Origin of the sequence: Blautia sp. Marseille-P3087 (assembly GCF_900120195.1) — a bacterium.
Classification (GTDB): Bacteria; Bacillota; Clostridia; order Lachnospirales; family Lachnospiraceae; genus Blautia_A.
Window position 1 is genome coordinate 584,322 of sequence record NZ_LT635539.1, and the last position, 22,422, is coordinate 606,743.

General features: G+C 44.0%; 20 protein-coding genes and 1 tRNA gene. 4 read left to right on the forward strand and 17 right to left on the reverse strand.

Translation table 11 applies throughout. From position 1 onward, the window contains the following. Window positions 1–27 precede the first annotated feature (27 nt). A complete protein-coding gene (gene argH / locus BQ7344_RS02705; protein ID WP_072521329.1) occupies window positions 28–1,407 on the reverse strand; it encodes an argininosuccinate lyase in 1,380 nt (459 codons plus the stop codon). A gap of 96 nt (window positions 1,408–1,503) precedes the next feature. Next, window positions 1,504–2,163 carry an epoxyqueuosine reductase QueH gene (locus BQ7344_RS02710; RefSeq protein ID WP_072521330.1) on the reverse strand — a complete coding sequence of 220 codons (660 nt, stop codon included), beginning with the start codon at window positions 2,161–2,163 and terminating at the stop codon, window positions 1,504–1,506. A 136-nt stretch (window positions 2,164–2,299) separates the two neighbouring features. On the opposite strand from BQ7344_RS02710, the gene BQ7344_RS02715 reads away from it, so the two are divergent. After that, a complete protein-coding gene (locus BQ7344_RS02715) occupies window positions 2,300–3,067 on the forward strand; it encodes an ABC transporter ATP-binding protein (protein ID WP_072521331.1) in 768 nt (255 codons plus the stop codon). Continuing rightward, entirely contained in the window at window positions 3,060–3,854 is a 795-nt protein-coding gene (locus BQ7344_RS02720; protein ID WP_072521332.1) for an ABC transporter permease, read from the forward strand. The genes BQ7344_RS02715 and BQ7344_RS02720 overlap by 8 nt, the downstream gene beginning before the upstream one ends. A gap of 79 nt (window positions 3,855–3,933) precedes the next feature. Here BQ7344_RS02720 and BQ7344_RS02725 read toward each other — a convergent pair whose 3' ends face one another. From BQ7344_RS02725 to BQ7344_RS02755, 7 genes are all read right to left on the reverse strand, one after another. Beyond that, window positions 3,934–4,380, reverse strand: coding sequence for a threonine/serine exporter family protein (locus tag BQ7344_RS02725; protein WP_072521333.1), 447 nt, complete (start codon window positions 4,378–4,380; stop codon window positions 3,934–3,936). Between the two features lie 15 nt (window positions 4,381–4,395). After that, on the reverse strand, window positions 4,396–5,148 hold the full coding sequence (locus BQ7344_RS02730) for a threonine/serine exporter family protein (protein WP_072521334.1): 753 nt from the start codon (window positions 5,146–5,148) through the stop codon (window positions 4,396–4,398). A gap of 16 nt (window positions 5,149–5,164) precedes the next feature. Continuing rightward, window positions 5,165–5,818 carry a DUF3786 domain-containing protein gene (locus BQ7344_RS02735; RefSeq protein ID WP_072521335.1) on the reverse strand — a complete coding sequence of 218 codons (654 nt, stop codon included), beginning with the start codon at window positions 5,816–5,818 and terminating at the stop codon, window positions 5,165–5,167. Between the two features lie 125 nt (window positions 5,819–5,943). After that, window positions 5,944–7,824, reverse strand: a complete 1,881-nt coding sequence (locus tag BQ7344_RS02740) for an extracellular solute-binding protein (protein WP_072521336.1) — start codon at window positions 7,822–7,824, stop codon at window positions 5,944–5,946. Continuing rightward, on the reverse strand, window positions 7,821–8,636 hold the full coding sequence (locus tag BQ7344_RS02745; protein ID WP_072521337.1) for an ABC transporter permease: 816 nt from the start codon (window positions 8,634–8,636) through the stop codon (window positions 7,821–7,823). The genes BQ7344_RS02740 and BQ7344_RS02745 overlap by 4 nt, the downstream gene beginning before the upstream one ends. Next, window positions 8,626–9,699, reverse strand: a complete 1,074-nt coding sequence (locus tag BQ7344_RS02750; protein WP_072521338.1) for an ABC transporter ATP-binding protein — start codon at window positions 9,697–9,699, stop codon at window positions 8,626–8,628. Before BQ7344_RS02750 ends, BQ7344_RS02745 begins: the two co-directional genes overlap by 11 nt. 119 nt (window positions 9,700–9,818) lie before the next feature. Continuing rightward, window positions 9,819–10,559: a DUF3825 domain-containing protein gene (locus BQ7344_RS02755; protein WP_072521339.1), complete on the reverse strand. Its 741-nt coding sequence runs from the start codon at window positions 10,557–10,559 to the stop codon at window positions 9,819–9,821. A gap of 269 nt (window positions 10,560–10,828) precedes the next feature. Here BQ7344_RS02755 and BQ7344_RS02760 point away from each other — a divergent pair, with 269 nt between their 5' ends. Beyond that, the gene (locus BQ7344_RS02760; protein WP_072521340.1) at window positions 10,829–11,698 is read left to right on the forward strand and encodes a homocysteine S-methyltransferase family protein; all 870 of its coding nucleotides are present in this window, start codon (window positions 10,829–10,831) and stop codon (window positions 11,696–11,698) included. 70 nt (window positions 11,699–11,768) lie between these two features. On the opposite strand, the gene BQ7344_RS02765 is transcribed toward BQ7344_RS02760, so the two are convergent. The 7 genes from BQ7344_RS02765 to BQ7344_RS02795 all read right to left on the reverse strand — a co-directional run bounded on the left by BQ7344_RS02765 (window position 11,769) and on the right by BQ7344_RS02795 (window position 19,804). Beyond that, the gene (locus BQ7344_RS02765) at window positions 11,769–12,908 is read right to left on the reverse strand and encodes a DUF362 domain-containing protein (protein ID WP_072521341.1); all 1,140 of its coding nucleotides are present in this window, start codon (window positions 12,906–12,908) and stop codon (window positions 11,769–11,771) included. Next, window positions 12,901–14,556, reverse strand: coding sequence for a phosphoenolpyruvate--protein phosphotransferase (ptsP, locus tag BQ7344_RS02770; protein ID WP_072521342.1), 1,656 nt, complete (start codon window positions 14,554–14,556; stop codon window positions 12,901–12,903). The genes BQ7344_RS02765 and ptsP overlap by 8 nt, the downstream gene beginning before the upstream one ends. Window positions 14,557–14,577: 21 nt before the next feature. Further along, a complete protein-coding gene (locus tag BQ7344_RS02775; RefSeq protein WP_072521343.1) occupies window positions 14,578–15,609 on the reverse strand; it encodes a polyamine ABC transporter substrate-binding protein in 1,032 nt (343 codons plus the stop codon). 102 nt (window positions 15,610–15,711) lie between these two features. Beyond that, the gene (locus tag BQ7344_RS02780; protein ID WP_072521344.1) at window positions 15,712–16,506 is read right to left on the reverse strand and encodes an ABC transporter permease; all 795 of its coding nucleotides are present in this window, start codon (window positions 16,504–16,506) and stop codon (window positions 15,712–15,714) included. After that, entirely contained in the window at window positions 16,503–17,357 is an 855-nt protein-coding gene (locus BQ7344_RS02785; RefSeq protein ID WP_072521345.1) for an ABC transporter permease, read from the reverse strand. Before BQ7344_RS02785 ends, BQ7344_RS02780 begins: the two co-directional genes overlap by 4 nt. Continuing rightward, window positions 17,354–18,451: an ABC transporter ATP-binding protein gene (locus tag BQ7344_RS02790; RefSeq protein ID WP_072521346.1), complete on the reverse strand. Its 1,098-nt coding sequence runs from the start codon at window positions 18,449–18,451 to the stop codon at window positions 17,354–17,356. Before BQ7344_RS02790 ends, BQ7344_RS02785 begins: the two co-directional genes overlap by 4 nt. A gap of 39 nt (window positions 18,452–18,490) precedes the next feature. Continuing rightward, window positions 18,491–19,804: an amidohydrolase gene (locus BQ7344_RS02795; protein WP_083585466.1), complete on the reverse strand. Its 1,314-nt coding sequence runs from the start codon at window positions 19,802–19,804 to the stop codon at window positions 18,491–18,493. A 203-nt stretch (window positions 19,805–20,007) separates the two neighbouring features. Here BQ7344_RS02795 and BQ7344_RS02800 point away from each other — a divergent pair. Next, window positions 20,008–20,080 (forward strand) — tRNA-Thr (locus BQ7344_RS02800). A gap of 50 nt (window positions 20,081–20,130) precedes the next feature. Here the strand turns inward: BQ7344_RS02800 and glgB are convergent. Next, window positions 20,131–22,419, reverse strand: coding sequence for a 1,4-alpha-glucan branching enzyme (glgB, locus tag BQ7344_RS02805; RefSeq protein WP_072521347.1), 2,289 nt, complete (start codon window positions 22,417–22,419; stop codon window positions 20,131–20,133). Window positions 22,420–22,422: the final 3 nt, after the last annotated feature.

The following is a 22,422-nucleotide window of genomic DNA, read 5'->3' on the forward strand; positions in this document are numbered from 1 at the left end:
CACTTCATCAGAAATTGCAAGATGTTTTTAATTATTTTTCAGATATTCTTTATTTGCCGCAATAATCTGCTCCATAACCTTCGGTCCCGGAGCGCCATAAGTTTCACGCTTTTCGACACAGGTCTTCATGCTGATTGCTTCATAGATATCCTGTTCAAATACCGGTGAAATCTCTTTGTATTCTTCCAGGGAAAGCTCATCAAGAGAGATTCCCTTATCAATACAGGTAAGTACCAGACGGCCTACGATGCCATGGGCATCACGGAACGGAACCCCGTGGTTTACCAGATAATCCGCTGCATCTGTCGCATTTGTGAAGCCGTTCTTTGCACTGGATTCCATTATATCTTTACGGAATTCCATAGTAGAAACCATTCCGGTAAACAATGCGATACATCCCTTTACAGTATCAATTGCATCGAAAGTCAGCTCTTTGTCTTCCTGCATATCTTTGTTGTATGCAAGCGGAATGCCCTTCATTGTAGTAAGGATGGATGTCAGAGCACCATACACACGACCGGTCTTTCCTCTTACAAGTTCGGCAATATCAGGATTCTTTTTCTGTGGCATGATACTGCTTCCGGTACTGTAAGCATCGTCAATCTCAACAAAACGATATTCGTTGGAGTTCCAGAGAATGATCTCCTCACAGAAACGGCTCAGATGCATCATAACTGTCGACATTGCAGAAAGAAGTTCAATCACATAGTCTCTGTCAGATACTGAGTCCATGCTGTTTCTTGTCGGCTCATCAAATCCCAGAAGCTCTGCTGTATAAAATCTGTCAAGCGGATAAGTAGTTCCCGCAAGCGCTCCTGCACCAAGCGGACAGGTATTCATACGTTTGCGGATATCTGCCATACGGCTTCTGTCTCTGCGGAACATTTCAAAATATGCACCTACATGATGTGCCAGTGTTACAGGCTGTGCTTTCTGCAAATGGGTAAATCCCGGCATGTATGTATGAACATTGTTTTCCATAATAGTCTGCAATGCTTCGAGAAGTTTCTTAAGTTCTGCATCGATTTCTTCAATTTCATCACGTACATAAAGTTTCATATCCAGTGCAACCTGGTCGTTACGGCTTCTTCCGGTATGAAGCTTCTTACCCGGATCACCGATACGGTCGATCAGATTAGCCTCTACAAAACTGTGGATATCCTCATATTCTGCTGTGATCTCCAGCTTTCCGGATTCTACATCGGCAAGGATGCCATCCAGTCCTTCCAGGATCTGGTCTCTCTCTTCTTCTGTCAGTATTCCCTGCTTCGCAAGCATTCTTACATGCGCCTTGCTTCCGCGGATATCCTGTTTATAAAATTTCTGATCAAATGAAATTGACGCATTAAAATTGTATACCAGTTTGTCCGTTTCCTTTGTGAAACGTCCTCCCCATAACTGTGCCATAATTTCCTCCTTGTTGTACGGTAAAGTTTGCATTCCACTGAACTTTCGTCCAAAGATGCATAAGTTTCTATCAGTTTACCACATTCCAGTGAAAAATCAAATAGCCGAACTCTCTGAAATCTGTTTTTGTTTCATTTTTTCTTCCTGTTCCCGCTTTGAAAACACACAGCCGCAATAGTTTTGCCGGTACAGATCGTACTCATGAGATAATTCGATGGAACGTTTGTAGCCGTTTTTCTTTTTGAAATCAGAAGGCAGATGCGGAACCTTATAGATTTCTGCCAGTTCTTCCCCGATCTCGTTGATCTTTTCGGCGTTCTTCAGCGGGCTGATGGAAAGTGTCGTAGTAAAGTAGTCATAATTGCCTTTCTGTGCCAGTCTGGCCGCTTCTTCCATACGGAGTCTATAACATTTGAAACAGCGCTCGCCGCCCTCCGGCACTTTTTCCAGCCCCTTTGCCATATCATAAAAAATCCGGGGATCGTAATTTCCCTCCTCAATGTGTACCGGATGTGTAAAAGACATTTCTGATACAAGACGACGGATCTCTGCAACTCGCTTATGGTATTCCTCTTCTAATGAGATATTAGGATTGTAAAAAAATACAGTAATCTCAAAGTACTGAGATAAGTATTCCAGTACATAACTGCTGCATGGTGCACAACAGCTGTGCAAAAAAAGACGGGGGACTTTTTTTTCTTTTTTAATATTTTCGATAAGCTTATCCAGCTCTTTCTGATAATTTCGTTTATTCAATTCTGTTACCTTCTTTTCAATGATATCTGTAAATCGTAACTGTTCAGTACCCTCACAGTTACAAGTCCTGTCATATATCATAGCACATGAAATGTTTTTCGCATATCTTAAAATATAGATTCTCGGAGGTATATTTATGAAACCCCTTCTGGAAATCAGAGACGTTTCGCTCTCTTATCATACATCTGCCGGAGAAACACCCGCACTTTCCCACCTGACATTTGATCTGATGCCCGGAGAATTTCTGGCGGTTGTCGGTCCGTCCGGCTGTGGAAAATCCACTCTTTTGAATCTGATCTGCGGACTTTTAAGTGCAGAAGAAGGCACTATACTGATGAATGATACAGTTCCCTCTCCCGGTGATCCACGAATCGGATATATGCTTCAGAAAGATCATCTTCTCGAATGGCGTACAATCTATCAGAATGTAACCCTCGGTCTTGAGATCCGTCGGGAACTCACTTCCGCAAAGCTGGAATATATTGAAGAAATGCTCTGCACTTATGGGCTTGACAAATTTCGAAATGCACGCCCTTCTCAGTTATCTGGTGGCATGCGTCAGCGTGCGGCACTGATCCGCACGCTTGCCCTGAAGCCAGAACTTCTCCTGCTTGACGAGCCTTTTTCCGCTTTGGATTATCAGACTCGCCTGAATGTCAGTGACGATATTGGACGGATTTTGAAGAAAGAGGGAAAACCTGCCATTCTGGTCACTCATGATATTTCTGAAGCAATCAGCATGGCAGACCGGGTGATCATCCTGACAAAACGTCCGGCAACTGTTGCTCGTATTGTGACCATCGATCTCGGTCTTACCGACCGGACACCACTTTCTTCCCGAAACGCTCCGCAATTCAAATCTTATTTTAATCTTATCTGGAAGGAGCTGAATCAATATGTCTGAGCATTCACCTGCACAAAAGCAGTATCTTCTCCGTGTAAAACGTGAAAAAAATCTGATTCACGTGTCCAGAATCCTTCTGTTTCTGGGCTTTCTGATTTTATGGGAGATTTCCGCCCGTTTCGGATGGATTGATTCCTTTATTTTCAGCAGTCCGTCGGAGATCTGGATAACTTTTCTTAAGATGCTGAAAGACCAGTCTCTGTTTACACATATTGGGATCACACTTGCCGAAACGCTCGTCAGTTTTGTATTCACGGTTCTTCTTGGTATCGGCACAGCCGTCCTTCTCTGGACATGTCCCAGACTTTCACATGTTCTTGAACCATATCTGGTGGTACTGAACAGTCTTCCGAAATCTGCACTTGCTCCTCTCCTCATCGTATGGCTGGGTGCAAATATACGAACGATCATCGTCGCCGGAATCTCCGTTGCAATCTTTGGCTCCATCATTAATCTTTATACAGGATTCCGTGAAGTCGATCCCGAAAAGCAGAAGCTCATCCAAACGCTCGGTGGCAGTAAAAAAGACGAACTGACAAAAATTGTCCTTCCGTCTTCTGTTCCACTTATTTTAAGCGTAATGAAAGTAAATATCGGTCTTTGCCTGGTTGGTGTGATCATCGGAGAATTTATCGGTGCAAGACAGGGACTCGGTTACCTGATCATCTACGGTTCGCAGACATTTAAACTCACCTGGGTGCTCATGTCCATCGTGATCCTGTGCATGATCGCAATGGGGCTGTATGCCGCACTGGATCTCATCGAAAAACACGTCCGAAAGAGATAAATTGAAGTTCAGGTCATCCATTTTCAGTACAATGCTTCATTTTGGCTGACCTGAATTGATTTTTTTACCACACCCTCTCTCACATCCACCGCTGGCGGTATTTCCAGCTCCAGGCCATCCGAAAGAGAATCGTCGTCAGTGTCATTCCTGCTGCCATACTTGCCGCAAAAAGAATTGTATAGGTTCCATCTGCGCAGAACTTATCCCACTCCTGCATCATCATCCAGTTCATGGTCCGGTACAGGGCAGCTCCCGGAATCAGCGGAATCGTTGCCGAGACAAGAAACACTGTAACCGGAGTCTTGTGAATCCGTGCCATACATTCTGCATACAAAGTAATTGTCACCGTTGACCAGAAACCACAGATATATGGACTGGATGTCCATATCCCGACTATAAGATAAACTGCCCATGACAGGCACCCGCCAAGAGCCGCAAACCAGAGTTTTTTTCCATGTATATTAAATAATACTGCAAATCCAAGCGATCCCGTAAAGGAAACCAGCAATTGTATCATCTCATGCATAATTTTCTCCTTTGTCTAAAACAAAAGATTCGCCGCCGTGAATCCCAGCCCAACCACAAATGCCAGCAATACGGATTCCATACAGCGTATCAATCCTGTGATCGTATCACCTGAAAACAGATCTCGCAGAGAATTCGTAAATGCAATTCCCGGTATCAAAAGCATGATATTTCCGATACTGATCAGATCTGCACGATGTCCCAGGCCGATAAGAACCGCGAAGTTAGCCAGAATGCCACCCACTCCGCAGCACAAAAATACCGTTATCAGCGAATTCAGCGAACTCTTTTTCAGAAATGATTCCAAAAGTTTCAGAACGATTCCAATCAAAGCCGACGCAATCATATCCTGAAAGTCTCCCCCGAAAAACACAGAAAAAGATCCGGAAATAACAGCATAAATAAGAATCTGCATCCGCAAAGAATATGTCGGTCTCCGGTCTATCTCACTCAACCGTGAACCGATTTCCGCCGGTTCCGGCCTGTATTCACAGATATATCTCGAAAGCTGATTCAGATCTTCCAGTCTGCCAAGATCATTCGCCATTCCACGCACGCGCCTTGTCTGCGTACAGATGCCAAAATTGCCATACATCGTTGTCACAATACTGGAAGTAATAGAAAATACATCTACCCTCTCTGCCCCATATGCCATACAGATACGCCGTATGGTATCTTCTACACGACCAACCTCTGCACCACTGATCAGAAGCTGTTCTCCAATTGTCATTGCATAGTACAGATACTGTTCTGCTTCCTCACACCTCATTCGGCCTTTCCTCCTTTCAGTTCATTCCAAACGATTTTCCTTTAAGTGGAAGTCCCGCAACTTCTGCGAGCCGTCGCACTCCCATCTCTGCTGTTGATACATCGCTTTCTACATGATTATAATCGGTTGCACTGTAATCAAACAAAATATTTCCCTGTGCTTCAAATTCCTCATCTCTGTCCCAGAAATAAAAACGCATCGGTTCACATGCAAACGCATTGATCTGATAGCCTACATCGCCCTGCGGAAGTTCTGTCCCGTTCAACTTCATAAACGCTTTCCGAAGTTCCTCTGCATGTCCGGAAAAAGTCTCTGCAAACACATCCGTCACACCAATCTTATATGCCGGTGCAAACGGCCTCGCATTTCGAAGATCCGCAAACGGCACCCATTTATCCATAAAAAAAGCCTGTTCTTTTACATAGCCGAACAATGTATAAATATTCAGCATTTCCGTCGCATTGGCCTCGGTCTTTCCATCCAGCCGTTCAATTTTGCCGTCTGATTCCCGGACTCCAAAAGGCACGCCAAAATGCACAATTTTCAGATAGCCGTCCTCCTGCTTCAGTTCCGGAAGTTTTTTCATCAGCTCCGCTTTATCCATCCGGAGAAATTTTTCTGCCCATTCATCGCAGAGTTTTATATAATTAGATACTCTTTCCTCTTTCAAAATTTTTCTCCTTACATAATTTCATCATCAGACTTTTGTCCTTTGCATGATACCCCTGGCAGATATTTTTCTGCACCAAAAGACTTTCCACAGAAATATTTTCTATAGAAAGTCTCTTACATACATTACGATGATTTTACTTTATTCCAGAGATCACCGTATACCTGATCTGCCTCGGTACCAAGATACTGGAATGTTTCCAGATTATCATACCTGGACAGATCCGGGAAGGCGATTTCGCTGTTACGGATAGATTCATCCTCAATCAGCTCTCTTGCGGCCTCATTCGGTGTAGAATAAGTGATATATTCAAAGTTTTTGAGTGCAATGTCCGGTCTGCAGAGGAAATTGATGAATTTTTCCGCATTTTCCTTATGCTCTGCATTCTTCGGGATTACCCAGGAATCGATCCAGATATTGGAACCTTCCTTCGGAATCACATATTCAAGATTTGGATTCTCTTTCTGTGTATAAATTGCTTCACCGGAATAAATAACACCCAGAGCCGCCTCGTTTCCAATCATCTTGTCACGCACCTGATCAATAACATACGCCTGCACCAGCGGTTTCTGCTCGATTAGCAGATTTTTCGCCTCATTCAGCTCATCAAGATCCGTAGAATTCAGTGAATAACCAAGATATTTCAGCGTCGCGCCAAACGCATCACGCACAGAATCCTGCATCAGGATATTATCTTTGTATTTCGGATTCCAGAGGATAGACCAGCTGTCGACTGGTTCATCAACCATTGTCTTATTGTACAGAATACCAACGGTTCCCCAGCAGTATGGCACGGAATATTTATTTTCCGGATCAAACTGTCTGGACTGTTCAAGGTACTGCTTGCCGATATTTTTCAGATTCGGAATGTTATCAAAGTTAATCTCGGAAAGCAGATCATTCTCTATCATTCGCTGGATCATATAATCGCTCGGGCAGACCACATCATATGCGATTGCGCCGGAGCTTACCTTCGGATAAAGGATCTCGTTTGTCTCAAATTCCTCATAAACTACATGGATGCCGGTTTCTTCTTCAAACATCGTCAGGACATCCGGATCGATATACTCACCCCAGTTATAAACGATCAGTTCCTCGCCACCCATGACGCCGCCTTCTTTTGCATAGTAGAAACCGCCGCCGATAAATACGATACAGATTACTACCGGGATCACACGCTGAATAAGTACTTTTTTGATTTTGGATGGTCTGCGCACTTTCTTTCGAACCGGAACTTCCTCTTCTTCCTTCGGAGAATAGTTTACCAGAAGCAGAAGGACAAGAACTGTCACGAACATAATCGTAGACAGTGCATAGATTTCCGGCTTGATGCCTTTTCGTACCTCAGTATAAATTTTGGTAGAAAGTGTATCAATACCCGGACCCTTCGTAAAATGTGTGATAACAAAATCATCCAGTGACATGGTAAATGCCATCATAAATCCGGAAAAAACGCCTGGTACAATATCAGGAAAAACGACCTTAAAAAACGCTTTCAACGGAGAAGCACCGAGATCCAGTGCCGCTTCATAAGTATAGCGATTTGTCTGCTTCAGCTTCGGAGCCACACTTAAAATCACGTACGGAATATTAAATGTGATATGTGCAATCAGAATTGTTCCGAATCCAAGTGTCATACGAAACGCGATAAAAAGAAGCATCAGGGAAACCCCCATAACGATCTCTGCATTCATCATCGGAATATTGGTAAGTCCCATATACATAGTCTTCCATTTCTGCTTCATACCCTGAATCGCAATCGCCGCAGCCGTTCCGATAAGTGTTGCAACTGCTGCCGAAATAAATGCAATGATCAGCGTCGTATAGAATGCACTCATGATCTGTTCATTCTGGAACAATTCCTTATACCATTTCAGGGTAAAGCCGCCCCACTTAGCCCTCGTCTTTGACTGGTTAAAAGAAAGTACGACAAGCGTAACGATCGGTGCATATAACAAAATAAAAATCAGGGTCAGATATATCTTCTGTAAATATTTTCTGATCAAAATGCTGACCCTCCTTCTTCTTTATCGTATTTTGCAACAAGTGCCATACTTGCAATGATAAATACCATCAGTACAAGAGACAGTCCGCTTCCTACATGCCAGTTACTGTTCTGCTTGAAGGACTGCTCGATCACGTTTCCGATCAGCAGAATCTTGCCGCCCCCCAGAAGGTCGGAAATAACAAATGTTGTCAGCGCCGGTACAAATACCATCGTAATACCGCTGATCACACCCGGAATACTCAATGGAAAAATAACCTTGCAAAATGTCTGTACTGAGTTTGCTCCCAGATCACGCGCTGCATTGATCACGTTTCGGTCAATCTTGATAAGAACATTGTAGATCGGAAGCACCATAAATGGCAGGAAGTTATAAACCATACCGAGAATAATGGCATACGGTGTATTGATGATCTCAAGTGCCGGCAAATGCAAAAATCCAAGTACACTGTTGATGACACCGTTTTTTTCAAGCAGTGTCTGCCATGCCAGTGTACGGAGAAGAAAGTTCATCCACATCGGTAAAATAAAAATCAGAACGATAAAACTTGTCTGATTGACCTGCTTCTGGCTCAGGATCATTGCAAGTGGATACGCAAGAACCAGACAGATCAGTGTACTCAAAAATGACAGAAGCAGGGACATTCCCAGAGCCTTCAGATTTTCCGGTGTCGTAATCTGGGCAAGATTCGAAAAGGTAAATGTCCCCTCATCACTCGTAAACGCATAATACACGATCACCAGCAATGGAATCACGACAAAGGATACTGACCAGAACAGATAAGGTCCGGCAAGCATACGCTTATTCTTCAATATTTACCGCCTCCTCATCTTCGGATTCCGGTTTTTTCATAATCTGTATGTCAAACGGGTCTACATGGATACTGACTTCCGTTCCTACCGGAAACATATCTGTGCTGTGTACCAGCCACTCGTAATTATTCGCCATGACCTCCATCTCATAATGGACACCCTTGAAGATCATATGTGTGACAACACCATCAATACTTCCCTGTCCCGGTTTCAAAAGATCAATATCTTCCGGACGGATGACTACATCGACCGGTTTGTTCTGACCGAATCCTTCATCCACGCACGGAAAATTAACGCCAAGTATCTTGACCAGACGATCTTGCACCATAGTCGCGGAGATGATATTACTTTCTCCGATGAAATCTGCAACAAAAGCGTTTTCCGGTTCATTATAGATTTTTTCCGGGGTACCGATTTGCTGGATGTATCCCTGGTTCATGACCACAATCGTATCAGACATAGTAAGCGCCTCTTCCTGATCATGTGTAACGTACAGAAATGTGATTCCAAGCTCATTTTTAAGCCTGATCAGCTCATACTGCATATCCTGCCGAAGTTTCAGATCAAGTGCTCCAAGCGGCTCATCAAGAAGCAGCACTTTCGGCTCATTTACAATAGCTCTTGCAATCGCAATACGCTGCTGCTGGCCTCCGCTCAAAGAATCCGGCATACGATTTTCGAATCCGTCCAGATTGACAAGCTTCAGCGCATATTTGATCTTGTCATAAATATACTGCTTGCTTTTATTTTTTATCTTTAATCCAAAGGCAATATTATCTGCAATATTCATATGAGTGAATAATGCATATTTCTGAAATACGGTATTAAGCTGACGTTTATTAGGCGGAAGATTCGTAATGTCCTGTCCATCAAAGATCACACGTCCCTTATCAGGTGTCTCAAATCCGCCTAAAATACGAAGTGTAGTTGTTTTTCCGCATCCACTCGGCCCAAGAAGCGTCAGGAATTCGTTTTCTCTGATGTACAGATTCAACTCATCCAGGACGGTCTGCATTCCATAAGATTTAGAAATGTCGATCAAGTCGATCAGCTTATTGCTCATTGGCTGTTCCTCCCTAAAAATCCCCTCTTTTGTAAAAAAACATATGAATAGTAGCTTTACTTTTGTATCACAAAAATCTCCTGATTTCAATATGTTTTATGATATTTAACATAAATTTATCATGGATGGAGCCAGCTACTGTGTATTTTTGCCAGAAGTCTTGCATTATGATATGCCATTTTTAATGTCAGGCATGTCCTTCCAAGATATTTTCTACCGTCTTCTGTCTTTACACAGGCAAGTGCAAGATCGGCGTTTGCAGGATTCTGCAGACACACCGGTACCAGAAACTGAATGCTGTGATTATAATATTGCGGAACAGCCGTACGATAATCTGCTTCCAGCATATGTTTCGTCTGGCGAAGTGCTCCATCAAAAATCTGTACCTTCATCCCACTGTTGCGGATACATTCCGGAAGCCGCATATTGTTTTCTGCCTCTTCAAAGATATGCTCGTACTGCGGAAGAATATCCAATGTTGTATCAAAGACAAGTTCCGCGGGATCTTTGACATATTCCGCCCGCTTCGGAAGACTGACAATTCCTGATTTCAGTAAATAATACTCCGTATAAAATCCCTCCAGATACCATCTCTGCCTGTCCGGGACGAGATTCGGGATAAAATATGCATATACCGGCTGATAATATCGGTTAAATAATCCGGTATTAAAAATCGCATATTCAGCTGTTTCCAGTATTTTTCCTTCTTCATAAACTCTCTGAAAAGTGTGTTCCAGATATCCTTTCAGTATGCCATTATCATCTGCACCGTCAAAACTCCATTTCTCCGGAACGACCCGGGAAAGATTTTGTATCTGCCGGTTATAATTTCCGCAGTACGTATAATCAAACAAATTCAATTCATCTACCTCCTGCACCATAAAATTAACTACTTATATAAATATTGTATTTGGGAAATCATCCGACAGAACCGCCGGTATAGAATATACATTAAAAATAGCACAGATCCACCCAAAGTGCAATTTCGAGTTTTGGCGAATCCTGTCTTCCATTGCAGATGGCGACATGTTATAATAAAGAACTGAAATAAGCACTTTCCGACAGGAATGCGGAGCTTACAGGCAAGTTGCTTATGTATTTTATTTTTCATCAAGGAGGCAACTATCTAATGACAAAAGAAGAATTTCGAAAGCTGACTGAACAAACGCTTATTCTGGACGGGGCAACCGGATCCAATCTGATGGCGAGCGGTATGCCTCGAGGTATCTGCACAGAGACATGGGTCATTGATCATAAAGATATCATTCAGAATCTGCAGCGTGCTTATATAAAGGCTGGCAGTCAGGTGATTTATGCTCCGACATTTGGCGGAAATCGTCTTAACCTCGAAAAACATGGTCTCGCTGACCGTATTGAAGAAATCAACCGTACACTTGTAGGTTATTCTAAGGAACTTGCCGGAAACGGTGTCTATGTAGCCGGTGATATTACAACCTCCGGTTCCTTTATCACAGCAGATGGTGATTATACCTACGCAGAGGCTTTTGATATGTATCAGGAGCAGATTCGTATTCTGGCTGATTCCGGCATCGACCTGATTGCAGCAGAAACCATGATTAACATCGAAGAAACTCTTGCAGCCGTGGACGCTGCTGCTTCTGTCTGCGATCTTCCGATCATGTGCACCATGACTGTTGAAGCTGACGGAAGTATCTTCAGTGGCGGAAATGCAATTGAAGCAGCCATTTCTCTGGAAGCCGCCGGTGCAGATGCAGTCGGTATTAACTGCTCTGTCGGACCAGATCAGCTTGTATCTGTCGTTCGAAACATCCAGGAGAATGTATCAATTCCGGTTATTGCCAAACCAAACGCAGGTATGCCGGTCATCGACGACAGCGGCAATGCAGTCTACAGCATGCATGCTGAGGACTTCGCCTGCCACATGAAGGTTCTGGTTGAAAACGGAGCTTCCGTAGTCGGTGGATGCTGCGGCACCACTCCTGCATTCATCAAGGCTCTGCACGATGCGATAAGATAAGCCTCACATTTAAAGGGCATTGCTTCATGGTTGTACGATCACCCGTGAAACAATGCCCTGGTTTTTTATATTATTTTACTTTTATTGCCTTCTCCGGGCACATTTCCTGGCAGCAGAAACACCGGATACATTTCCTGTAATCGTAAACTGGTGGATTTTCTCTGCCCTTTCGGAAATCCACAGCCTTATCCGGTACAGGACAGCTCTTTACGCAAATTCCGCAACGAATGCATCGCTCCGGCTCAATGTACGGTTTCTTCTGGAAAATATTCAGCGCTTTTGCAAGCCGCTCCCACATACCCGAACACGCCACACGCCGATCTACATCAAAATACGGATTTCCATACTGGGCAACAGCATCTTCCATACTGATCATTCCGGCAGGAGTCATGATCTCTATCTCTTCTTTTTTCCAGGTACCAAGTCCCATCTTTTCGCCATGATAATTGGTCGGTACCATTTCCGGCTTAAGATGTATCAGGTTACAAAACACACTGTCCAGTGCTACAGGGTCCTGCGACATCAACATCACATTCATTGGTGCCGGATCTCCGGAACCTGGTCCGTTCCCTTCCATCGCAACAATGCCATCCATAATATAAAGCCTTGGCTTTACATACTGATTCAGATCGACAAGCATTCTCGCAAAACTATCTGCACTCGGATAAAGGGTATGTCCTTTCGCCTTATGGAATCCATAGATAAAGCCATAACTGTTTTTTACTGCGCCGGTAATTCTCTCCAACGCATGCGTCTTCATCTTGCAAAGAGAAATCACACAGTCTTTTTCCAGAAGTTCTTTCGGCAGGATAAATTCTTTTGCCTGAATCCCCTCCGGATATTCTACACGTATTCCCTTCGAATAATCAATTGCCGTAATCCCATACTTTTCCAGATACCTGTCGATTCCGGTACCATGAATCACTCTGGTTGTCGTACCATTACCACAGGAATCAGCAAGTGAAAGATCCTGATATCCCTTTTCTCTCATCAATCTGGCAAACATACCGACTACAGACGGATGCGTGATGACTGCTTTGTCAACTTCTGCTTTTTTGAGCAGATTGGGTTTCAGCAGAATAGACTCTTCTTTCTTTACAATCTTCTCGATTCCGCCCAGAAGCTCCAGGCCGATTTCAAGATTCTCATAAACAATTTCTTCCCTGTATGAACTACAGGGAAGAAGAATTACTTTACTTTTTTTATTCATTATTATCCTCATTTACTTCCGGTGCAGATACTCCACTAAGATCTGTTTCCCGAATTGCTTTACGGACAGGAAGTACGCACGCCGGTACAACTGAAAGAAAATCAACTCCCATTTCAAGGAATTTACCGGTAAGAGCTGTATCCGCAGCAAGCTCCCCACAAATTCCAACGCGCTTTCCTTCTTTATGTGCCGATTCCACCACCATTCGCACCATACGAAGGACGGCCGGATGATGGTCATTGTACTTGTCCTTCAAAAGCGGATTCTGACGGTCCATCGCCAGCGTATACTGTGTAAGATCATTCGTTCCGATGCTCAGAAAATCTACTCTGATTGCAAGTTCACGGCTGATCATAACTGCTGCCGGTGTCTCGATCATGATTCCTGTCATGATATCCTTAAATGGAATATCTTTCTCGCGCAGGCCTTCCTTCACTTCCCCGATAATCATCTCAATCTCATCCATTTCTTCTTCGGAATCGATCATTGGAAACATCATCGCGAGATTGCCGTAAGCACTGGCACGATAGATTGCGCGAAGCTGTGCCTTAAACATTCTTCTTCGATCCAGACAGAGACGGATTCCGCGGTTACCCATGATCGGATTGGTCTCCTGCGGAATGTCCAGATAAGGTGCCTGCTTATCTGCGCCAAGATCTGCAGTACGAATCACAGCCAGCCGTTCTCCCATCGTCTCAGCCACTTTTTTATACGCACGGAACAACTCGTTTTCTCTCGGATAATTCTCACGACCGAGGTACTGGAATTCACTTCGAAGAAGTCCGATACCCTTCGCACCGTAATAAAGCACGCTGCTCAGGTCACTCATGTTGCCGATATTTGCATAAAGTCCGATCTTTCTTCCATCTTTTGTCTCATCCTTCTGGGCTTTTAATTCAAGAAGAGCCTCTCGCTCCCTGTGGTCTGCCTCGAGGCGAATTTCATATTCCCGTCGGATCTCCGCATCCGGATTCAGATAAAATGTGCCGGTATATCCGTCTACAATTGCAGTCATTCCATCCCACTCATCATCAGCGGCAATGTCAACCAGCGTCGGGATTTCCATTGTCTTCGCCATGATCGATGCATGCGAAACGGTAGAACCATGGTGCATGACCACTGCGAGAAGTTTATCTTTATCCATTTCCATGATTTCCGTCGGAGACAGCGCCTCCGCCACAAGGATCACCGGCTCATCCCCGAGGTTGATGCGGATTGCCGCACCACCAAGGATCTGAATCAGGCGATTGGAAATCTCCTGCATATCGTTGATTCGTCTGCGAATGACCGGTTCTTCCAGATTACGGAATGTCTCAACAAGCTCATCTCTATTGATCATAACTGCATAAGCAGCATTCACCTTTTCATGGGCAATGCTGCTTTCGATTGCATTCTGATAACTTTCTGATTCCAGAAGTTTGATCTGTCTTAAGAAAACATGTGCCTCCTGCTCATTGAGGAGCCGGCTGGCTTCATACAGTTCGTGTAATTTATGAACTGCCTGAAGCCTTGCTTCCTGAAAATCGCTGATTTCTTTTTTAATGTTGCTGACCAGACACTGACGTATCTGGTACTCCCCTCTGCTGTAATACAGTACTTTGCCGATGGCTATTCCTGAAAAGGTAGCAATACCTTTATAGATTTCCATCCTGCTTCCCCCTTGTTCTTATCAGTCGCAGGCTGCCTTAAATTCTGTCCAGTTCTTATTGTAAGCTTCTTCTGCTTCTGCGCTGATATTTTCTACTGCGGAACCTTCTGTTACAGAATCCGGTACAACGAGATTCTGGTTTTCCAGAAGTGAATCTGCTGCTTTATTTGTACAGTAGTATCCAATGTAATCAAAGCATTTTGCTGCATTTTCCGGCTGAAGGATGTAATCCATAAACTGATATGCTTCATCCTTATCCGGTGCTTCACTCGGAATGAACATACCCATTACACCAAATCCAAGACCCTCTTCCGGATATACGACCTTAAGGTCCGGGTTTTCCTGAAGGGCTGCAGTTACCTGTGATGTATAAAGGAATGCCACACTTGCTTCTCCATTAAGGAGAGAATCCTGTGTATTGTCATCCTGGATCAGACGAACATTCGGAGCAAGCTCGAGAAGTTTTTTGCCTGTTTTTGCAATATCATCCAGGTTCTGATCGTTGAAATCCTGACCAAGCGCCAAATTTGTAATACCATTGATAACACGATAGTTTGCTGTCAGTGCAATGCTGTCCTCAAGAGATTCATCCCAGAGATCTCCATAACCTTTGATGTCAATGTCTACCATATCCGGATCATAAACGATCAGCGGAATTCCTGCGCCGTACGGAGCGGTATATTCATCATTCGGATCATAGAACTGGCCCTGATACAATGGATTGATGTTGTCCCATCCGGATAATTTGGAAGTATCAAGTTTTTCTACAAGTCCTTCCTGGATTGCTGTTTCGATAATATAGTCATCTGCAACAACGACGTCATAATCTCCGCCTTTTGCCATGGAAAGCTTCTCCAGCATGTTTTCATCTGTATCAAAGTTGGAATATACCACTTTTATTCCAGTTTCTTCTTCGAAGCCATCCAGTACTTCCTGCGGAAACATGTTTTCCCATGTGTAAAGTACCAGTTCCTTGGAATCTGCGCTTACAGATACGCTGAATGCAGGAACTACCATTGCTGCACATAATGCACATACTAACAATTTTTTCATATTCGTCTCTCCTCTTCTAGTCTTTCTTGTCTCTAGATAACCTCTTTACAAAGTCCAGACATGTTCAGTATAACTTACTTTGCCCTTATTGAAAAGAGTTTATTAGCTGTTTTTGTTGTTTCCCTTTGTCACCTTGCCTATCATTGTATAAACGAATAAAATCAGAACCGTAAAGACAAGCATGATTGTACATAGGGCATTTACCTCCGGTGTAACTCCTGTCTTGATCTGCGTATACACTTTAATCGGCAGAGTTGCCAGACGTGGTCCGTTAATAAAAATGCTGATTACGACATCATCCATGGACATAGCAAATGCCAGAAGTGATCCGGACATAACTGCCGGCATAATAAGCGGAAGAATGATGTCCCAGAAAGCCCGAAACGGTCCGGCTCCAAGATCTCTGGCCGCCTCTTCAAGCGAAGGATCCATACCCGCAAGTCTTGCCTTGACCTCCATCAGAATATACGGCACACAGAATACCGTATGGCCGATCAACAGTGTCAGCATACCAAACGGCAGATTCATCATATAGAAAAATGCCATCAGTACCATACCGAGAATGATTTCCGGAATCATGAGCGGAAGAATGGAAATATATTCCAAAATGCCTTTTGTTTTCCAGTGGATTCTGGAAAGGCCGACCGCACCCAGAGTTCCGATCACTGCGGAGACAAAGCAGCTTATCACACCAAGGAATAAACTGTTGCCCAGTGCTTCCAGCATCGCATCATCATGAATCAGTTCCTGATACCATTTCAGTGAAAATCCGGTAAATCTTACAGGGAGTTTTGATTCATTAAATGAAAATACAATGACGACCGCGATCGGCAGATACATCAGTACAAAAATCAGACCCAGATAAAATCCGGAGAGTTTTGAATTTTTCTTTTTCATCCCACACCCTCCAATTCTTTTGCATTTGTTATTTTACGATACAACATGATCATAAGAGTTGTCAGAACCATCAGAACAACTGCCAGCGCTGCTGCAAACGGCCAGTTATTTCCTTTTGTCATCTGCTCCTGAATCAGACTTCCGACAAGGACGATTTTGTTGCCACCGAGGATATCTGCAATAAAAAACAGTCCCATGGACGGAATAAATGTCAGGATCACCCCGGATAAAAGCCCCGGAAGTGTCAGTTTAAAAGACACCGTCCAAAAAGCCTTCATCGGACTTGCGCCGAGATCTCTTGCTGCTTCTACAAGTGACCAGTCCAGTTTCTCTGCACTCGAATATACAGAAAGGATCATAAACGGCAAAAGTACATAAGTCATACCGATTACGATTGCGGGATAACTGTACAAGATCCTCAGAGGCTTTTCAATCAGTCCCAGACTTTTTAATACGTGATTTAAAAGTCCTTTTGTCTGCAGGATTATCATCCATCCATAAAGACGTATCAGTGAATTTACCCAGAACGGCAGCATCAGAAAGATCATCGCACGTTTTTTCCATTTATCAGACAGCTTTGCCATAAAATATCCAAACGGATAACCGAGCAGACAAATGATGAGTGTACTGGTTACCGCCAGCTGAAAGGATCCTGTAAATGTCTTCATATATACCGGATCAAGGATTTTACGATAATTATCAAGGGTAAAAATCCATTCTACACCATGTCCTGCCTTCGGCTGTGCAAAACTTAAGGCAACCATATAAAGCAGAGGACCCGCAACAAAGATCAGTGTAAAAATATACAGTGGCAGGATCATCCAGACAGAGCCGGATTTCTGTTTTTTCATACTTCTGCCCCTCTTTCTGCTTCGTCCGGAAGATCAACCAGAACCGCATTTTCTGCTGCAAAGGAACAGGTTACTTTCTGTCCCGGCTCCACACCTGCATCAATGCCATGTCTGTTTGCAACAACTTCTGTTCCGTCTGCAAGTTTCAGTACGACACGAAGAAGACCACCTGCAAAACTTTTTTCAATAACTTCTGCCGGAAGGCCCTCTCCGCAGTTTTCATCAAAGATCAGATTTTCGCTTCGGACAGCCAGAGTAACTGGCTTACCCACCTTAAGTTCTCTGCCTTCAGATACAACAAGAACGCTGCCTCCGGCAATGGCAATCTTAAGGTCTGCACCTTCTCTTCCTTCCACTGTACCTTTCAGGATATTGGCATTTCCAACGAATGTCGCTACATAGCTCGTTTGGGGATGATTATAAATCTCATCCGGTGTTCCGATCTGCTCGAAAGTACCCTGATTCATAACTGCGATACGATCAGACATATTGATGGCCTCTTCCTGATCATGCGTGATATAGATAAAAGTAATACCAAGTTTTTTCTGTAATTTCTTCAGTTCAAGCTGCATGGCACGGCGAAGCTGGAGATCCAGAGCGCCAAGAGGTTCATCGAGAAGAAGGACCTTCGGATTATTGACCAGTGCTCTTGCGATTGCCACACGCTGTCTCTGTCCTCCGGATAGCTCGGACGGCTTTCTTTTCTCAAATCCCGGAAGCTGCACGAGATCCAACATCTCCGATACACGTTTCTTAATCTCCGCTTTCGGTGTTTTTTTCAGTTTCAGTCCATATCCGATATTGTCTGCAACTGTCATATGCGGAAAGAGTGCATAATTCTGAAATACTGTATTGACATCACGCGCCTCCGGTGCCAGGCCGGTCACATCTCTGCCATCAAGGAATACTCTCCCGGAATCCGGTGTTTCAAGTCCTGCTATAATACGCAGTGTTGTCGTCTTTCCGCAGCCGGAAGATCCAAGGAGCGTGATAAACTCTCCTTTATCAATCGAAAGACTGATCTCCTTCAATACGGTCTCTTCTTTTGAAAACGACTTTTTTATCTCTTTTAATTCCAAACATTTTTCTGTCATTTTTCTTCTGTCTGTCCTCCTGCTGTTTTTCTTATTATATTAATCAGCCTTTTTCTCTGTGATTTTCTTTACATATTGTATGTAGCTGTCTTTATCAAAAAACGGTGTGTAGCTGTCTTTGATTTCTTTTGCCTCTTCTCCGCCATTTCGAAGGAGCTTATATGCAGTCAGTGCCAGAAGCTTCGCCGGCAAAATATAAGCTTTTTCCGGATCGGTGATCTTAAAGTCAGCCCCGTGTAGTTTACCTTCAAATCCTTTAAAAGTAAAATTAACGATCGGAAGAAGGTGACTCAGATCCCCTACATCGGTACAGGCATTATTGAAATCGCCTTTTTGTACTGTGCGATAATCGAGTCCCAGATCATTTGCCGCCTCAATCAGCGCTTCATCTGCCTCACGAGGAAGAATCGGCATATAGCCTTGAAGGACTTCTCTTTCTATTTTCCCACCAAAAGCATAGGCTGAACCGGCATACGCACGGTTTACCATCTCCATAACCTGCTCGATCCGCTCCAATGATGCCGCACGTACCTTCGTCTCAATGACTGCCTCATCCGGCACACTGTTGATCACATCGCCTGCCTTACGGATCACATTGTGAAGTCTCACATGATCTTCCTCCCGGAAAGTCTCTCTCATCAGCCCCATCATCTGGATTGCACTGGTCGTGATGCTTAAGGCATTTACTCCATTCCACGGATCAATCGCCCCATGTGCTGCCTTTCCCCGTACTGTCACTTGCTCTGCCGTATAGCCGTTGCATGGAGGATTTCCAAGGTAAAAATCTTCTTTTACCGGGACCATATGCACATGTGTCGTAAGTGCAATATCTGTATCATCAAATACCCCTGTTCGGATCATCTCACTCTTACCACAACAAAATTCGATTCCTTGTTCTTTCAGGCGGGTACGCTTATCTGCATCAATATATTCTTCTGCCGGAACCGCAAGAAAATTCACATTGCCATCCAGCTCTTCCTGTATTTCCGGATCAGCCATTGCAATCGCGCAGCCGATCATCGCTGCCATCTGTGCATGGTGTCCGCAGGCATGAGCAACCCCGGTCTGTCTGTCAGCCATCGGATGAGAATGGCATCCGATCGCATCCAGCTCGCCAATCACAGTCAGCGTCGGACCGTCTTTTCGCCTCGTCTCACCTTTTACCCCGGTAAAGGCAAGGTTCTCTGTCAATTTATAACCGAGAGATTTCAAAAACTCTGCCGTTTTTCCGGCCGTCCGTACTTCTTCAAACCCTGGCTCCGGATGTGCAGCAATATCCTCTGCAAATGCAATAATCTGTTCTCTGTGCGCATCTATTCGTTCGAGAATACATTTCTCGGTTTCATCTATCATTCAACTCATCTCCCTCTGTAGATGCTTCTCATTTCGCAACGCTTTTATGAGTTAATACGTTATATAAATAATATATTCATATTCTCCTATCATAACATAAATTTTACTCATTGCAAGCACTGAAAAAAATGCATGCCCACTGAAAAACTTTTTCTTGCAATTTTGCTGAAATACGGTATAATATATTTTGTGTCTAAACATAAGCTGAAATAGCTCAGTTGGTAGAGCACTTCACTCGTAATGAAGGGGTCGTGGGTTCGAGTCCCATTTTCAGCTTTATTTTTTTTCCAAAAACAGCCGCCAGTTTCAAACTGACGGCTGTTTTATTATACTGCAATATCTTTTTTTATGTTCTTTTTCGCTGTTGTTTTTTGGGCTGTTGTTGTCTTTTTTGCCGGTATTTTCTTCGCAGCAACCTTCTTTGCGGCTGCTTTCTTTGTGCTGTCTTTCTTCGCGGCTATTTTTCGGGTTGTTTTCTTTGCCGTTTCCGGCTTCTTCGCAGCTACTGCAAGCTTCTCTGGTTTCTTTCCCGGTGTGCAGGAAAATACAGCTACACCAAGTGCCGGGATCTTGAAGGTAACGGAATACTCTCTTTCATCGCACTCTGCCTGCTTGCAGGTCTTTGCACGCAGATTAACGATTCCCTGTCCGCCATATTCTTTGCGGTCACTGTTGAAGATTTCTTTATATTTTCCATAGAAAGGAACTCCCACCTGATAATTTTCATATGGAACTGCCGCAAAGTTGCAAACTGCCAGAAGTGTTTCATCCGGGTTTTCCGTCTTACGAAGGAATGTCAGGACATTTTCTTCATATTTCATAAGCTGGATCCATTCAAATCCCTCATAATCATCATCCATCTGATACATAGCCGGCTGTGAAACGTACAGTTCATTCAGATCATGAATAAATTTCTGAAGTTCTTCCGGTGCCTCTTTATCCGGTGCCATCATCTTACATCCCGGATGAAGCATCATATAAGAATATGCCGCACGGATCTGACTCATCTTTTGCGCATCATCCCCAGGAAGTTTCGCCATAAAGCTTTCCTGGTCGCCGGTCTGGCGGCTTCCAAGTGGAAGCACAAAGTGCTCACAGTACGTGTACAGCATAGACAATGTCAGCTGGTCATGGACATACTGGCGCTCAATCGGATCTTTCGACAGATAATTCAGGAAATCTCCAGCCCAGTTGTTGTTCCATTTATAAGAAAAACCAATATTATCATCCTCCACGCTTCCTGTCAGTTCTGACCAGAGACCGTCCTCCTGCGCGATAGTCATCGTTCCCGGCAGTTTTTTCTGTAGTATGGAATTCAGATGTTTCAGAAATTCTACTGCTTCAAGATTTTCATTTGTTCCGTAGATATTCGGTCTCCACTGTCCATATTCTCTGCCAAAATCAAGATACAGCATAGAATCGACATCGTCCAGCCTCAGACCATCTGCATGATAAAATTCCATCCAGTAAAACGCATTGGAAAGAAGGAAATCCTTAACCATAGGGCTGTCAAAATTAAATAACAGAGTTCCCCACATCGGATGAATTGCCATGGACGGATCTGGATTTTCGTAAAGCGGTGTACCATCAAAAAGTTCGAGTCCGCCTTCCTCACGTGGGAAGTGTGACGGTGTCCAGTCCAGAATTACACCGATATTCTCTTTGTGAAGTGCATTGACCAGCTGCTGAAAATCTTCCGGCATTCCGAACCGACGATCCGGTGCATAATAAGCAAAGGTGCTGTACTCTCCGGAATCCTCATTCAGATATTCCATCACCGGATGAAGTTCCACATGGGTATATTTCAGTTTTTTTACATAATCGACCAGTTCCTGCGGATTTTCCCAGGCAGTCAGGCTTGTCTCATAAATAGATACTGGCTGATGACGATCCTTGTATTTCTCACGTGCATCCATCCACGCAGCATCATCCCACACATAATTACGCAGGTCTTTGACAACAGATGCTGATGCCGGCGGGAGTTCCGTACATACTGCATACGGATCCGATTTCAGTTGGATCGTACCACCTTTTAGTTTCATTTCGTATTTATAAACTGCACCATCCCCAACTCCGGGAATAAACAGTTCGTAGATTCCTGACATCGGCATACGGTGCATCATATGGCATCTGCCATCCCAGTTATTAAAGTCTCCGACTACACTGACACGAAGTGCATTCGGTGCCCATACAGCAAAGCTGGTTCCGGTCACTCCGTCTATCTCTTTCGGATGCGCTCCCAGTTTTTCATATGCATGGTAATACACACCGGCACAGAAAGCCTTTTCTTCGTCCTCGGTAATCTGTACAGGAAATGCATATGGATCTGCCACCGTACGGACTTCTTTGCTTTTCGTGATGCGGTACTGGTATGACGGAATCTTGCGCATAGGAAGCATTACTGCAAAATATCCCGCCTCATCCTGTTTTTCCATCTTGTAGGTCTTTGTATCTACAAGTACTTCCACACTGTCTGCATCCGGAAAGAATCCCTGTACCAATACTCCATCAGCTGTCATTCGCGGTGCCATCAGATCACGCGGTGCTGCCTCTTCCCCGTAAACAACCGCTTCAATCTCTGGCCAATCCATATATTTATATACTTTGCTTTCCATAAA

What these genes read in the sequence shown, in the direction of transcription:
- argH (WP_072521329.1), bottom strand. Translation starts at nt 1,407, where the DNA reads ATGGCACAGTTATGGGGAGGACGTTTCACAAAGGAAACGGACAAACTG.
- BQ7344_RS02715 (WP_072521331.1), top strand. Translation starts at nt 2,300, where the DNA reads ATGAAACCCCTTCTGGAAATCAGAGACGTTTCGCTCTCTTATCATACA.
- BQ7344_RS02720 (WP_072521332.1), top strand. Translation starts at nt 3,060, where the DNA reads ATGTCTGAGCATTCACCTGCACAAAAGCAGTATCTTCTCCGTGTAAAA.
- BQ7344_RS02725 (WP_072521333.1), bottom strand. Translation starts at nt 4,380, where the DNA reads ATGCATGAGATGATACAATTGCTGGTTTCCTTTACGGGATCGCTTGGA.
- BQ7344_RS02730 (WP_072521334.1), bottom strand. Translation starts at nt 5,148, where the DNA reads ATGAGGTGTGAGGAAGCAGAACAGTATCTGTACTATGCAATGACAATT.
- BQ7344_RS02750 (WP_072521338.1), bottom strand. Translation starts at nt 9,699, where the DNA reads ATGAGCAATAAGCTGATCGACTTGATCGACATTTCTAAATCTTATGGA.
- BQ7344_RS02760 (WP_072521340.1), top strand. Translation starts at nt 10,829, where the DNA reads ATGACAAAAGAAGAATTTCGAAAGCTGACTGAACAAACGCTTATTCTG.
- BQ7344_RS02765 (WP_072521341.1), bottom strand. Translation starts at nt 12,908, where the DNA reads ATGAATAAAAAAAGTAAAGTAATTCTTCTTCCCTGTAGTTCATACAGG.
- ptsP (WP_072521342.1), bottom strand. Translation starts at nt 14,556, where the DNA reads ATGGAAATCTATAAAGGTATTGCTACCTTTTCAGGAATAGCCATCGGC.
- BQ7344_RS02775 (WP_072521343.1), bottom strand. Translation starts at nt 15,609, where the DNA reads ATGAAAAAATTGTTAGTATGTGCATTATGTGCAGCAATGGTAGTTCCT.
- BQ7344_RS02780 (WP_072521344.1), bottom strand. Translation starts at nt 16,506, where the DNA reads ATGAAAAAGAAAAATTCAAAACTCTCCGGATTTTATCTGGGTCTGATT.
- BQ7344_RS02785 (WP_072521345.1), bottom strand. Translation starts at nt 17,357, where the DNA reads ATGAAAAAACAGAAATCCGGCTCTGTCTGGATGATCCTGCCACTGTAT.
- BQ7344_RS02790 (WP_072521346.1), bottom strand. Translation starts at nt 18,451, where the DNA reads ATGACAGAAAAATGTTTGGAATTAAAAGAGATAAAAAAGTCGTTTTCA.
- BQ7344_RS02795 (WP_083585466.1), bottom strand. Translation starts at nt 19,804, where the DNA reads ATGATAGATGAAACCGAGAAATGTATTCTCGAACGAATAGATGCGCAC.
- glgB (WP_072521347.1), bottom strand. Translation starts at nt 22,419, where the DNA reads ATGGAAAGCAAAGTATATAAATATATGGATTGGCCAGAGATTGAAGCG.